This window comes from Xenorhabdus anantnagensis, from assembly GCF_028598555.1.
Classification (GTDB): domain Bacteria; phylum Pseudomonadota; class Gammaproteobacteria; order Enterobacterales; family Enterobacteriaceae; genus Xenorhabdus; species Xenorhabdus anantnagensis.
The window spans coordinates 1-13,510 of the sequence record NZ_JAQRFN010000046.1 but is presented as its reverse complement, the minus strand read 5'-3'; the positions used below and the strand labels follow the sequence as shown (position 1 = coordinate 13,510).

9 protein-coding genes, 3 tRNA genes and 3 pseudogenes are annotated in these 13,510 nt (G+C 37.5%); 3 read left to right on the top strand and 12 right to left on the bottom strand.

What is annotated here, in order from left to right:
• Nucleotides 1-311: 311 nt before the first annotated feature.
• Nucleotides 312-467, bottom strand: a pseudogene (locus PSI14_RS19015) (PhzF family phenazine biosynthesis protein); the annotation flags it as partial.
• A 173-nt stretch (nt 468-640) separates the two neighbouring features.
• On the opposite strand from PSI14_RS19015, the gene PSI14_RS19010 reads away from it, so the two are divergent.
• Nucleotides 641-1,084, top strand: coding sequence for a hypothetical protein (locus PSI14_RS19010; protein WP_273577552.1), 444 nt, complete (start codon nt 641-643; stop codon nt 1,082-1,084).
• Nucleotides 1,085-1,251: 167 nt separating this feature from the next.
• On the opposite strand, the gene PSI14_RS19005 is transcribed toward PSI14_RS19010, so the two are convergent.
• From PSI14_RS19005 to PSI14_RS18990, 4 genes are all read right to left on the bottom strand, one after another.
• Nucleotides 1,252-1,881 carry a LysE family translocator gene (locus tag PSI14_RS19005; protein WP_273577551.1) on the bottom strand — a complete coding sequence of 210 codons (630 nt, stop codon included), beginning with the start codon at nt 1,879-1,881 and terminating at the stop codon, nt 1,252-1,254.
• A 205-nt stretch (nt 1,882-2,086) separates the two neighbouring features.
• Complete coding sequence (locus PSI14_RS19000) at nt 2,087-3,022, bottom strand: LysR family transcriptional regulator (protein WP_273577550.1); 936 nt, start codon at nt 3,020-3,022, stop codon at nt 2,087-2,089.
• A 139-nt stretch (nt 3,023-3,161) separates the two neighbouring features.
• Nucleotides 3,162-4,697, bottom strand: coding sequence for a peptide MFS transporter (locus tag PSI14_RS18995; protein ID WP_273577549.1), 1,536 nt, complete (start codon nt 4,695-4,697; stop codon nt 3,162-3,164).
• Between the two features lie 632 nt (nt 4,698-5,329).
• Entirely contained in the window at nt 5,330-6,274 is a 945-nt protein-coding gene (locus tag PSI14_RS18990; RefSeq protein WP_273577548.1) for a Kdo(2)-lipid IV(A) acyltransferase, read from the bottom strand.
• 421 nt (nt 6,275-6,695) lie between these two features.
• Between PSI14_RS18990 and PSI14_RS18985 the strand changes: the two are divergent.
• A pseudogene (locus tag PSI14_RS18985) lies at nt 6,696-6,964 on the top strand (integrase core domain-containing protein); the annotation flags it as partial.
• A 314-nt stretch (nt 6,965-7,278) separates the two neighbouring features.
• On the opposite strand, the gene PSI14_RS18980 reads toward PSI14_RS18985, so the two are convergent.
• Together PSI14_RS18980 and PSI14_RS18975 are read right to left on the bottom strand one after the other, a co-directional pair.
• Nucleotides 7,279-7,668: a hypothetical protein gene (locus PSI14_RS18980; protein WP_273577547.1), complete on the bottom strand. Its 390-nt coding sequence runs from the start codon at nt 7,666-7,668 to the stop codon at nt 7,279-7,281.
• A gap of 745 nt (nt 7,669-8,413) precedes the next feature.
• Nucleotides 8,414-8,596, bottom strand: a pseudogene (locus PSI14_RS18975) (phage portal protein); the annotation flags it as partial.
• A gap of 275 nt (nt 8,597-8,871) precedes the next feature.
• Here PSI14_RS18975 and trhO point away from each other — a divergent pair.
• Nucleotides 8,872-9,930: an oxygen-dependent tRNA uridine(34) hydroxylase TrhO gene (gene trhO / locus PSI14_RS18970; RefSeq protein WP_273577546.1), complete on the top strand. Its 1,059-nt coding sequence runs from the start codon at nt 8,872-8,874 to the stop codon at nt 9,928-9,930.
• A 619-nt stretch (nt 9,931-10,549) separates the two neighbouring features.
• On the opposite strand, the gene bssS is transcribed toward trhO, so the two are convergent.
• From bssS to PSI14_RS18945, 5 genes are all read right to left on the bottom strand, one after another.
• Entirely contained in the window at nt 10,550-10,804 is a 255-nt protein-coding gene (bssS, locus tag PSI14_RS18965) for a biofilm formation regulator BssS (protein WP_273577553.1), read from the bottom strand.
• Between the two features lie 260 nt (nt 10,805-11,064).
• Nucleotides 11,065-12,117: a dihydroorotase gene (pyrC, locus tag PSI14_RS18960; RefSeq protein WP_273577545.1), complete on the bottom strand. Its 1,053-nt coding sequence runs from the start codon at nt 12,115-12,117 to the stop codon at nt 11,065-11,067.
• A gap of 229 nt (nt 12,118-12,346) precedes the next feature.
• Nucleotides 12,347-12,422: transfer RNA gene (locus tag PSI14_RS18955), tRNA-Asn, on the bottom strand.
• 306 nt (nt 12,423-12,728) lie between these two features.
• A tRNA-Asn gene (locus PSI14_RS18950) sits at nt 12,729-12,804 on the bottom strand.
• Nucleotides 12,805-13,073: 269 nt separating this feature from the next.
• Nucleotides 13,074-13,149, bottom strand: a tRNA-Asn gene (locus PSI14_RS18945).
• Nucleotides 13,150-13,510 lie beyond the last annotated feature (361 nt).

Below are 13,510 nucleotides of genomic sequence, written 5' to 3'. Positions count from 1 at the left end.
CCCGGTGCAAAGGAATATCGATATCCTCTATGAGCCAAAGTGAGGATGAATGAAAGAATCAAAGGGTTAGCCAACCATAGAGGAAATCCCAATGGTTGCCGCAAGGTGTGATATCCCATCTTAAGGGCAGGTTTCTGCCCTATAGTGATAGTAGCTTTTCCCTATTTAACGAGTGTAAAATCAATTGCTACATGCTGTATTGAGTGCTTTTTCTGTTTGTACATACTTGTGTGCATGTATCTTATTGTTGAGTGTGTTATTTAATTTAATTCATTGTTTTAATTCAATTTATTTTATATTTAATTCATTTCTACCAGAAAAGCAGTCTCTGGAAGACCAATTTCAGCAGCGATAGAAATCAGCATTTCATCTGATGGCCATTTGTCCAGCAAAACAACAGCGGCGGGATTGCCAGAAAACGATTTTTCGGTGAAGGCATCAATATGGTAAATAGGGTATGAACGCATCAAAATCTCACTTATTTTTGTAATAAAAAACGGGATACAGAATGTTAAAACTACATTGATTTGTAAAGAGTTATCTTGTTTGAACGCAAAATGTACATAAATTGGAGTATTGACCTTAGGTGATAATGATTATTAAATAATAATTCTTTGTTATAGTTCCACTAAGGAAAGATATGAAAATCAAAGGATCTTATTGCCTATTTTTTATTTTGTCAGTGTGCTTTTCTCAAGCTCTGGCTTTGGATTTGAGTTACAAAAGTGATATACCAGCGGATAACAAACCTTCAGAAGAGTACCTGAAAAAGAGAAACAAATTGAACCCTGAAAATTGGAATACGGAGAAACTGGCTGAAGATAATGCCTTAGCTGAGAAGCGGGAGAATGAACGGAAAGAATACAATAATAGATTTGAACAGAAAAACAGCTTGGCATTTTCTTATAATTGGGATGAGGAGCAGTTTAAAGTTTCTCCCCATGCGAAAGAACACCAATTTATGGAGCATTTCAGAGAACAGAATCAACGTCGCTGTTATAGAGAAACAAGGCAAAGATTAGAGAAAGAGCAAGGGAATGGCTATTCCTATACGGATATTGCAGATGCCTGTAGCTCTTATTAATAAAACTACTAACTCCTGATCTTATTCATTTAGTGAGCTACAAAGCGGCTTTTTGTAGCTCACTGTAACCAGAGGATATTCCTCAGTAATTCCCCTCAAACTGTACCAGATGTGTCTCAAAGCATGTGATTAGATGATGTTAAAGACATCATATGATGTGTTCTTGTTTAAAACTGGCTAAGAAATAAGTTAATGGCTAATACTATAAATATTAAACATGTGGTTTTATTAAGTGCAGTTTGTATTGCGGGTTTATTGGATATCATTTTGTTTAAAAAACCGGATAAATAGGATATGAGTGCAAATACAATAAAAGCAATAACAACAAATATCAATCCTAGATATAATAATTGAAGAGAATCTGAAATATTGATAGCGTTGTCAGTAGTAAACTGAGGCAAAAAAGCCAAAAAGAAAATAATTACTTTTGGATTTGATAAATTCATTAACAAACCTTTTTTAATTAATTTCTTTTTATCATAAAAAGTATTATTATCTGCCAAGTGAATAGGTTTTGCTTTAAAGGCCTCCCAAGCCAGATAACTTAAATAAAACACGCCAAGTAATCTGATAATTTCTAAAGCTACCGCATTGGTTTGTATTATTGCTGCAATGCCTAATGAAGCTAAAGAGGTATGTATTACTAATCCAATACATAAACCAATGGTAATTAATATTCCTGATTTATGTCCGTTTATTACAGATTGATTCAAAACTAAAATATTATCAGGGCCAGGTAAGAAGCATAGAAAGGTTGACATACTGATAAATGTAACTAGTGTTTCTATAGAAGGCATATTTATTACCGTAATTGTATTAATCTATTTTGTAGAAAGTCTTTAAAATAAATCTTATCCAACAAATTTCGAGTTATTACGTAATAAACAAAATAGTAACTCGAAAGATAAATAGTATAAAATTAAAAATAACTGATACTAATGTTTATGTGAAGAAGTATTGATTATCTTAATTTAATAAGATTATCTATAAAAGATGCAAAAGCTACTTATGGGTATGAATTAATTTCATACCATGCTCGATAGTTCTTTCAAGATGGTTTTTGATAAGAGGAAAACAGATATCTCTAAACCATCTATGTTCTGGATCTTGGTGATGTTTCGCATGCCATAGTAAATAGTATTGTTGTTCTTTAATATCAATAGGTAAGCGCCTTATTTGTAAATCATAGTTTTGAGTAAAATCAGCAGCAATATGCAATGGTATAGTTAGCATGGTGTCTGTTTTTAACAATAGCTCAATGGCAGCTTGAAAAAAGGGAACTGTAGCGGAAATATGACGATTAAGACTCATCATTGACAGCGCGTGATCGACAGAGCTGTCTTTATCTCCTCCTCCACTAATTAGAATATGCCGGCCTTCAATATAGTCGTTAATAGTCATATCACTATTAGTTTTGGGATGAGTACTTCTAAATACAACGGCAAGTTGATCTTCTGCCATCCTTTTACCGTATAAATTATCAGGTATAGAATCAGCAATAGTCGCGACTAAATCAACGTCTTGTTCAGCAAACTTATTTAGACTGTCTTTATGCCATAACTTATATTCAATACTTACGTTGGGGGCATCAATTTCAATGTTGGAAAATATAGATGGCAAAATGGCTTGGGCTACGTAGTCACTGGAAGCTAAAATGAATTTTCTCTCACAAAGGCTTGGTTCCATTAACTCTGGTGCATATAGATTATCTAACTGTTGCATCAATATAGGAAGTTTCTCTTTCAATTTTTCTCCTTTTTTGGTGAGAATAAATTGATTCGCTTCTCTCACAATGATTTTGTCATGAAAATCCTCACGAAGTTGATGTAATGTTTTACTCATTGCTGACTGTGTAACACCTAATTGTTTTGAAGACTCAGTGAGATTAAGTGTTTGCAATATTGACACTAATGCTGGTAATAATTTGTAATTATTCAAGATGTGCTGCCTATTTATGAAACGTCTGATAATAATTTTATATATTCGATATTTTACGTCAAAGAGAGCAAACCGCCACTGAGTATCCCTGAATTAGGAATGGAGATATTGGTGGCGGCTTAACCAAGGATTAGATTACTTAAGATTTTGTTTCTGTTTCATGCAAACTGCTTGTCAAACGGCGGATAGGAATAATTAAAACAAGCAAAATAGCGGAGCAAATCACCAATGACAAAGATACATTAGAGAATAGCTGAGGTAAACTATCCAATTTATCTGCACGTACATTGCCACCAATCAGACCCGCAGCCAGATTGCCTAATGCGCTGGCACAGAACCATAATCCCATGACTTGTCCACGCATACGCGAAGGAGCTAATACCGTCATAGTTGCTAACCCGATCGGGCTAAGGCAAAGCTCACCAAGGGTTAGGAAGAGAATACTGAAAACGATCCATAGTGGTGAAACTGTACTACCGCTCTCCAGTACGTTCTGAGCAGCAAACATCATGATTGTAAAACTAACCGCAGCAAACAACATGCCAATGACAAATTTACCAATACTGCTTGGGTTCATATTGCGTTTTGCCAATGCAGGCCACAAACAGCTAAATATTGGGGCCAGCAAGATGATATACAGCGGATTGATTGACTGGAACCAGACAGCAGGAATTTCATAACCCAGTACTACTCGGTCAGTATAGTCATTGGCAAATAAGTTAAATGATGTCGGCTTTTGTTCGAATGCTGACCAGAATAGAGCGGCTGAAACCAGCAGGATGAAACAGATGAGCAAGCGAACTTTCTCATTGCGGTTTAATCCAGCAAACAGGAATAGATAGGCAAAATAGAGAATTACACTTAAGGAGATGACATAAACCAGCAAGTTAGCAACTTTGACCGGATTAAATGGAATAACGCCCATCATCAAGAGCACAACAATTGTACAGGCAACTATTGAAATTGCACGGATCCATTTGCCAACATTTTTGCATTTTACCATTGGGCGATCCCAAGTGGAATCCAGCCCTGCTTCTTTATCATAACTGCGCATCAGAGGAACAGTGTAGAAACGGAAAATCAGCAAAGCGACCAGCATACCTAATCCACCGACGCCAAAGCCCCAGTGCCAGCCATAATCTTTCGCTAACCAACCAGTGATGAGTGCAGCGATTAAAGACCCTAAGTTGATGCCCATATAAAATAGGGAGAAACCACCATCACGGCGAGGATCGTCTTTTTTATACAACGTTCCTACCATAACAGTGATACAGGTTTTGAACAGGCCAGTGCCGAGTGCAATGAGCAACAATCCAATAAAGAGCAGATTATTGTTCCAGATTCCTGAGAGGGCGATTGAGAGATGGCCCAAAGCAATAATGATAGAACCGTACCAAACGGCAAGGCGTTGCCCTAGCCAGTTATCGGCTAGCCAGCCGCCAGGTAATGATGTCAGGTAAATACTGCCAGCAAAAATCCCGACAATTGCTGAGGCCTGTTCACGCGGTATTCCCATACCACCTTCAAAGATTGCGGCAGACATGAATAAAATCAAAAGGGGACGAATGCCATAGAACGAAAATCGTTCCCACATTTCTGTCATAAAAAGGGAGCTAAGTGGATAAGGGTGCCCAAAAAAGGTTCTGCTATTTCCATTATTAGTTGAAGATTGCATTTAATAATTCTTCCTAAAAATCCATCTGTATGATGGAGATGTTTTACAAGTTAAAATGAAAAGGTTGTTTTATGAGCGTATTGTTGCTCTTATTAACATGTTCTTATAAAACTGATTACTTAATTGTTGGTGTATTTTTAACATGTTCTTTGTGCTTTTAATCGGCACAAAGCACATTTTCTACTTTATATTCCGTTTTTTAGAACAAAAGTCGATAAGAATCTCAGTTTTAGAATTTAATAGTTGCTATATGAGGGGGGAAACTTGACTTAAATATTTTTCTATTTTCTATAATGTTTTTTATTAAAAATCTTATAAAACAAATAATTATTTTTTAATTAATTCTTGTTGTAATCTTTTCGTGTGTTACACCTATAAATATGTTCTTAAATGGCGAGAGATGACATAAAGACTATAGATTTATCGTTGTATTTCTGAGAAATATTGTAGAAACGTAAACAAAGCCAGAAATTTTTTGGGTTAATAAAAAACTTCAAAAATGTAAAAAATAATGCTTATTAAAATTTACCAAGAGCAAGAAAAACTTAATTCATTAACAATTTTGTGACATTTATAGGATGGGGTGAGAATAGGTATTGGCTGTTATTGAGAAAATAACAGCCAGATTGTGCTTATTGGTGAATATTATCGTTGTCACCATACAAAGATGGCATACCTTCGGGGCGGGTTTTGAAACGGCGATGCAACCACATATATTGGTCAGGTGCCTGCATAATCTCCTTTTCTATCACCTTATTCATGAATGTTGCAGCTTCTACTTCATTTTTTAGAGGAAAGTTTTCTACCGAGGGCTGAATAATCAACTCATAACCCTCTCCGTTAGGTAATCGTCGAGGAGTAAAAGGAATCAGCGCGGGCTTGGCCAAACGGATGAGAATTGAGGTTCCCGTCGTGGTTGCTGCATGCTCAACAGCGAATAATGGGGCAAATACGCTGTTATGTGGGCCGTAATCATGATCAGGGGCATACCAAACAATTTCACCATTTTTCAGGCATCGGACCATGCCTTTAACATCTTTTCTGTCCAGCATGTATTTATTGGAACGGAGCCGTCCCCAAGTTTGTAGCCAATCCATGACAGGATTGTCATTTGGGCGATAAACCCCAATACCTGGATTCAGCATGCCAAAAATACGTGCCCCCAATTCCAATGTCAGAAAATGGATCCCAATGACGATAATCCCCTGACTTGTAGATTGCACTTTTTGGATATGTTCCCGTCCGGTGACTTTAAACCAGCGTTTGATCCTCCAATCTGGCCAAAACCAGGCCATTCCGGTCTCAAACACGCCCATTCCAACAGATTCAAAATTTTTGACTAACCACTCATGCCGTTTCTCTGCTGGCATATCAGGGAAACAAAGTGCCAGATTGCGCTCTGCAACTTTGGCGCGTTTTTTCAAAAAGCGCTGTGATAGCCGACCAAGTCGGGTTCCCATCCAGTAAATTGCTGGATAAGGCAGTAAAACCAGTAAATAAAGTATGCCGATACCTAGCCAAGTCAGCCAGTAGCGGGGATGTAAAAGTGAACGACGAAAAGGAGGTGCTTGTATCATGTGTTTTCAGTATGTTTGTTATTTATCATCTTGAATCAGTACTGCGCTCATAATCCTTGCGTATTTATCATTAATCAATGACCTATACGTTCCGGCCTCTGTACGTAGTTCGTGTTCAATCAGTCTGCAATCATAGATGCCTGAATGAGATGGGCTCTAAAAGTTATATTGGCGTATTGTGACACTTTTTAGTGGAATATCGAAATTTTGGGGCACTAAAGATTTAATCTGACGATAATTTATTCGAATGGTTCACTATTTAGCAAGGTTTTACTGATTTTTAGCACATTGTAGTCAATGTTATTAGGAGGATACCAGAGGCACATTATGGTCATTATTCTCATTTTCTTCATTAGCTTAAAAGGTCATTTCTATCCGTTTTTCTTTCAGTGTTGGCAATCCTTTGATCGGATTATCACCAGCTTGTCATCTATTCAACCGGAACTTTAATCCGCTGGTGTCGAATGAAGTTTGGGTGGGAGATATTACCTATTTAATGAGAGCGAGCCAGAGGGATGTCGGGCTTGTTGGGATAACGCTGGTGTTGAACGTTTCTTTGGCAATTTAAAGCACGATTGGCTATTCAAAACCCATCATGAAAACCAGTCGAAGATGAAAAAAGATGTTCTGGATTATTACAATTTAACCCGCTTGCACACGGCCAATAATTATTTAACGCCCATGGAATAGAAATGGACTTCAAAAAAGTGTCCGGTTTTTCTTGGGCAGAACAATATGTTGTGGCGCGTAACAGTAACCGTTATCTAGTCTATACGCGCCATTAGTGTGAGCCAGAAAAATATCAACTTATCAGCATCATGACGTCCAATGCGTATGAACTTGCCAGAACGTCCTTTTTATCGATGCTAGTTGATCGTGCCGAAGATTTTTAAAATAGCTGAATGCTGCCGGTTGTGCGGCTTTTTTCAGCCTGAACTTTATGTAATTGGAGAATGATTATATGGGAACAGTGAAGATGAAAAATACTATTACTGAAAAATTTCTTAATCAACTTCATAAATACCCTGCCTGCAATTATTGGAGTATGAAAAACTCACATACATCTTCATACCTAATGCTCCACTGACAACTTCTAAAAGAACATCTCCATTATCTGATGATGAGATATTACAATAGAAATTATTTTTTATTGTATATACACGCCAATCATTTGTAACAAGCAGTATCCACCAATAATCGTAGTTTGGAATAATACTTACATCATAAGTAATATCCATGACATAGAGATGTTTTGTGATTTTGTTAATATTAGTTAAAAGTTTATGTTCTTCTTTTTCACGGTAATTACCTCTGCGATGACGTACTCTCACTGTCTGAAAATCGTCATCCCAATGAGTAGAGAGAAAAACCCTTCCTTTTCTTATATCAGACATAATAATTTCTCCTATATTATTCATAACTGTATTTTTAATTATTATTAAATAAATATTTAATAATAATTATCTGTGTTGTTGGTTGTAAATGTTCTTGGCTAAAATCGTTTCTAATTTTAATCTTAAAACTATTTACCTTAGTGTTCTCTTATATTGTGAGCTATCACAATTGACTTTCTCAATGGTTAAATCGATAGAGATGCGAGCCATATCTATTATTATAGTATTAGTATAATACAAGATTGTAATTTTTCTTTTTTTTGAGAGGAATTTTTTATCATGTATTAAATGGTTATTTTTTATTATATATTATTGGATTTTCTGTGGTGAAGCATAAGTATGACTAAAGTTGTAATGCCGCTCATTTAAGTGTGCTTTTGGCTTCTCAGAACAGTGGTATTATCAAGCTGTCTTTGTCTTAGCTTATCATAGCCCTCTTTTGTTTTTTGACACTCACAAATAATATATTTATAAATATATCAAATTACCTGACAATTCTTCACAAAATTGCATAGTTGTTCTTGACATTCTACCCTCTCACAAGACCAGTGCAGGCGAGGGAGCAAGCGCGCAATAGAGGCGGATGAACGCATTTATTTTGGGAAATAGTATTAATGGCAAAGACGGTCACCGATACCGTGCCAACGCGACGCAGGGACGCGCTGGGCGTATCGATCAGGGGGAAAGAGGAGAACAACGAAAAACGAACACCGCGCGACGCCCAACGCACAACTTCTTGCCCTACCTAGTCGTTGACCGATTTCAGGCTCTCCATGATGGGATTCAGTTCATTGATGGCAAACACTTTTGCCGCTTTCTCTACGTCCCCGAAGTTGTTACCGCCCGTCGGTAAGAAGCACATCAATTGCGGCGGGACACGGTGCATGACCAACAAATCATCGCGGGTCGCTTCCTTGACATTGGTAAATAATGCATCGATCAGGTAGACAATCATCAGGAAGCATTTCCGTTCAGCCATTACGGTGATAAACAAGTGAGTTTGGGGCCTTAAGTAGATTCAGAGTAGGGACTGATAGATCTAGGTCACAGAAAAAAGTAATATTGTAGAAAATAAAAACCCCAAGTGTGTACGAGGGGTTTTTAGTTAAAAATTGTCGATAATGGTCTAGTGTGGACACTCTGTGGGCACAGACAGACATAAGTGTATATATATCAATAGAATACAAGGATACTTTGAACACCATGCCAGTGTTACATAACCGTATTTCTAATAAAGAGTTGAAAGAGCGCATGTTGGCTGAAACTGAGCCACGCACGACTATCTCTTTTTATAAATATTTTACTATTTCCGAACCACAGGCTTTTCGCGACAGTCTGTATCAGAAGTTTACCGAATTATCTGTCTTTGGGCGGGTTTATATCGCCAAAGAAGGTATCAATGCACAGATTAGTGTACCTTCCAAAAATGTCGATGCGTTAAAAGCATTATTGGCGGAGACTGATCCGGCATTATATAATTTGCGCCTTAACATTGCGCTGGAAGATGATGGTAAATCATTCTGGGTATTGCGTCTGAAAGTGCGTGAACGCATTGTTGCTGATGGCATTGAGGATGAAACTTTTAATCCATCTAAAACAGGCGAATACCTTAAAGCGGAGCAGGTTAACCAAATGTTGGGTGATCCTGAAACTGTTTTTGTCGATATGCGTAACCACTACGAATATGAAGTCGGGCATTTCGAAAACGCAATTGAAGTTCCATCAGATACGTTTCGTGAACAGTTGCCAATGGCTGTAGAAATGCTGAAGGACAATAAAGATAAAAATATAGTTATGTACTGTACTGGCGGAATTCGTTGTGAAAAAGCGAGCGCTTATATGCTGCATAACGGTTTTAACAAAGTCTACCATGTAGAGGGCGGCATTATTGAATATGCCCGTAAAGCAAAAGAACAAGGATTGCCAGTTCGGTTTATTGGCAAGAACTTTGTCTTTGATGAGCGTATGGGTGAGCGTATTTCTGAAGAAATCATTGCGCACTGTCACCAATGTGGAGCGGCATGTGATAGCCACACCAACTGTAAGAACGATGGTTGCCATTTATTGTTTATCCAGTGCCCATCTTGTGCAGAACGTTTCGAAGGTTGTTGCAGCGATTCTTGTTGTGAAGAGATGAAATTACCAGAAGACGAACAGCGTGCTCGTCGGGCAGGAAGAGAGAATGGGGCTAAGATTTTTAATAAATCCCGTTATCGGTTAAATGATGGTTTGAATATTACCTCACTGCAATCTGCTAAGTAACCGCTCTTATCTTGCAAGTTGTAGCTTTTTTTCCTGCATTGACTTACCCCAGTTACATAATTACCTATGTGGCTGGGGGGTTATCTTTTCGCTATAGAGCAGCAATCTGAAATTTATTAACTATAAATAGCATCAAGTTATTTACATTAAAATAGCTTATTTAAAAGTTTTAACAGAAATATTTAAAGATATTGTAAATAAAAAATAACTCCATTTTGTTAGAAGCGCCTGTTTTTTCTAAGATATTCCTCTTGTGAGGATAAGTTGTACTTTTATTGATTTTTATAGATGATACGGTCTTCCCGATGACTAAAAATAGAACTGTACGTATTAAAATTAGAGAAATAACGTTGAATATCATATGATACTATTTCTTTTAGGCGTTCCAGTAATATTGTTATGTCTTTCTTTGAAAGGATAAAATTCTTATTTGTCAATTGGATAGGTATTTTCTTGGCAGGATGTGTTTTATCTAGGCGGATGAGCACGTAGATATAATACAATATGGTGAAAAATAATAAATCATATGAATAATTCTATTGGTTGATATATTCAGTTATTCATTTGGGACACCCAATATATTGAGTGCCCAAATGCGTTAGAATATCTAAATCTATTGTTAATGTTTAATATAATCGAGCTGACTGTATACTGAGGTTTCTATTTTCTCAATCTCGGCCTGCAAAATGAGGATAAGTTGCTTCGCTACGCCTGTTGTTAACCATAACGTTTTGTCAACACTGATATTTTCTGTATTTTGATCTTGGGTGGATGAGTAATGAAGACGTATCATTATGGCTTCATAGGCATCAACGGTGCTGATGTCCCAGCCTACAACAGGATGAGTCTGAATTATTTCATTGTTTTCCATAATAACCTCCTAATCAGACTACAGAATTATTATTGATATAATTGACTAAGAGCAACAGAACTCATCTAAGATGAGCCCCTCGCAGTATAAACCTTTTTGGCAAGCTAATAAGTGAAAAGAACGGGATTTTTGCATTGTGGTTGATAGGAATCATTGTAAGTATTCCCGTAATTTATAAGGCCGGAATTTTGCGGAAATCGAGAACAATTTCCGCACGAGTGAGTGGTAGTAATAAATCTTAGTCATAAAGATTAGAGATAACGCTACCCACATACCCTTACATCCCATCTGGCATCTTCCCCAGCGAGGAATGGAATTAACTTTTCACCACCACATTCGATATATTCAACGATTGGGGTTGGTTTGCGGGTGAGTTCGATAAAGCCATCATTAATTGGTAGGCCATAAAATGCGGGGCCATTTAGGGAACAGAAAGATTCAAAATATTCCATTGCTCCCATTTCTTCAAAAACAGTGGCATAGGCTGCCAGGGCGGTTGGAGCATTGAAAACGCCCGCGCAGCCACAAGAAGATTCTTTGCGATGTAGTACATGAGGAGCCGAATCCGTACCTAAGAAAAAGCGCTTACAACCACTGGCAACTGCTGCTCGGAGTGCTTCCTGGTGAGTATTGCGTTTCAGTACGGGTAAGCAGTAAAGGTGGGGGCGAATACCACCAACCAGCATATGATTACGATTGAACATTAAGTGCTGTGGTGTCAGTGTCGCACTTAATTTATCGTTGCCTTCAAGAATGTATTCTGCAGCTTCTTTAGTTGTAATGTGCTCAAAAACAACTTTTAATCCAGGGAACTGTTGGCGCAATGGTTCCATTACTTGTTCAATAAAGCGCGCTTCACGGTCAAAAATATCAATATGAGAGGCTGTGACTTCCCCATGGATCAGCAATGGCATGCCTATTTTTTCCATCGTTTCCAATAAGGGGTAGATCTTTTTGACATCAGAAACACCATGGCTGGAATTAGTTGTTGCATTAGCAGGATAAAGTTTGCAGGCGGTGAAGATTCCCTCTTTATAGCCAGTTTCAATTTGGTTGCTGGCTGTCGAATCTGTCAGATAGCAGGTCATAAGAGGTTGGAAGGAATGATCTGACGGAGTAGCTGCGATTATCCGTTCCTTATAGGCTTTGGCGCTGGCAACATCTATCACTGGGGAGACAAGGTTGGGCATGACTATAGCCCGGCCAAAAAAACGGCTGGTATGAGGTACAATGGTTTTTAGCATATCTCCATCACGGAAATGGACATGCCAATCATCAGGGCGGCGAATTTTAATTGTGTATGATTCAGTGGTCATGGAACCGGCTCCAGAATATAGGTGAAAAACGGTGGATGCTGATTCAGCACTCCTTAAGCCGGAGGAAGATGATAAAGCGAAAATAGCTAAATAGCTATTATTGAATGATAATATTCTCTGAATTTTGGAAAATTAGAATTTTAAATTTATCTGGGTTAGGGTATTCAGAGGAAATTATCGTATCAAAAAAGGAAAATATAGAAATAACAACACGAGGGTGAATTGAATTTGGCTCCTCCAGCTGGACTCGAACCAGCGACATACGGATTAACAGTCCGCCGTTCTACCGACTGAACTATGGAGGAACTCCTTCAAGACGGGGCGAATATTAACGGTACTTTTCACGTTTGTCAAAGCAGAAAATGCCAATAAGTGTTTGATTGTTGATAATTTGTGCGTTTTGCTTTTTTTGACTTAAAATTGACTGCTTCACGATAAATTGGGAAATAGGGGTAGGTCATAAGGGCAAGGAGTAAGAAACCGAAGGAGAAAACAAGAAAAGAGATTTAAAAAATCGGTAACTTAAAAAGAGGAAAAATTCAAAGCAGAAAAGTGAAAAGCAGAAAGCAAAAAACCTGATTAGCAAAACTAATCAGGTTCTTCAAAATATTTGGCTCCTCCAGCTGGACTCGAACCAGCGACATACGGATTAACAGTCCGCCGTTCTACCGACTGAACTATGGAGGAACTCCTTCAAGATGGGATGAATATTAACGGCACTTTTTACGTTTGTCAAAGCAGAAAATAACAATAAGTATTTGATTGCTTGTAATATGTACTTTTTGGGTTGTTTTTGATCTTGTTTGTGTTTTTGAATGGGATGATTACATCGGAAAGGCGACTTGGAAAAAAGATATTCACATGAGATATTGAAATAAAAAAGAAACAGAGCATAAAGTTGACTACAACAAAAGCAAAAATCCCGACCAGCAAAGCTAATCGGGATTTTTAGAATTTGGCTCCTCCAGCTGGACTTGAACCAGCGACATACGGATTAACAGTCCGCCGTTCTACCGACTGAACTATGGAGGAATTGGGATGTTCCTGAGAACGGGGCGAATAATACAGTGAATGATTCGGCGTTGTAAAGCGAAAAAAATAAAAACAGGCTTAACCGGTTAAGTTATCATCAGAGGATGTTTTTTTGTTGTTTTTTGACTAAAAAATATCTGATTTTTTGAAGATTTATTGGTTTTATAACCTTTAGTGACATATTGTTTATCTTGTTAAAATTCAACTTATTTTATGATTAACGCTTTTATCTCTATTTTTTATAAGTATGAGCTAAACAAGTATAAGCTCTTACAAAATAGGTATGTAACAGAATTGGTTTTCAATAGATGCTAGCAACCAGTGCTGATTGCAAGAAGGGAAGATAAAAAAATCAGGAGGC